This window comes from Gordonia sp. UBA7599 (genome assembly GCA_002477755.1).
GTDB lineage: Bacteria > Actinomycetota > Actinomycetes > Mycobacteriales > Mycobacteriaceae > Gordonia.
Genome location: DLKD01000086.1, coordinates 16,976 through 17,204 on the forward strand (window position 1 = coordinate 16,976; position 229 = coordinate 17,204).

Genomic DNA, 229 nt, shown 5'->3' on the forward strand with positions numbered 1-229 from the left:
CGGCTCGTCCCCGCCACTCATCTCGGGGCTCGCCAGGTCGTCGTGGTCGGGCGAAATCGAGTGCACCCGAGCCGAGGACAGCGTCAACGGGTCGTTGGTCTGGACGTTCACCCCAGTGGCGACGATGAGCCGCTTGGCCCGCACTTCGACGCGGTCATCAGGATCGTCGACGCCGATCAGCGGAATGCTCACCACCCCTTCGGCCTCAGTCTCCGCCTCGGCGGTGTAG

General features: G+C 67.2%; 1 pseudogene. It reads right to left on the minus strand.

Annotated features, from left to right (window positions below):
- Nucleotides 1-229: pseudogene (locus tag B4L26_RS10255) on the minus strand (potassium transporter); the annotation flags it as partial.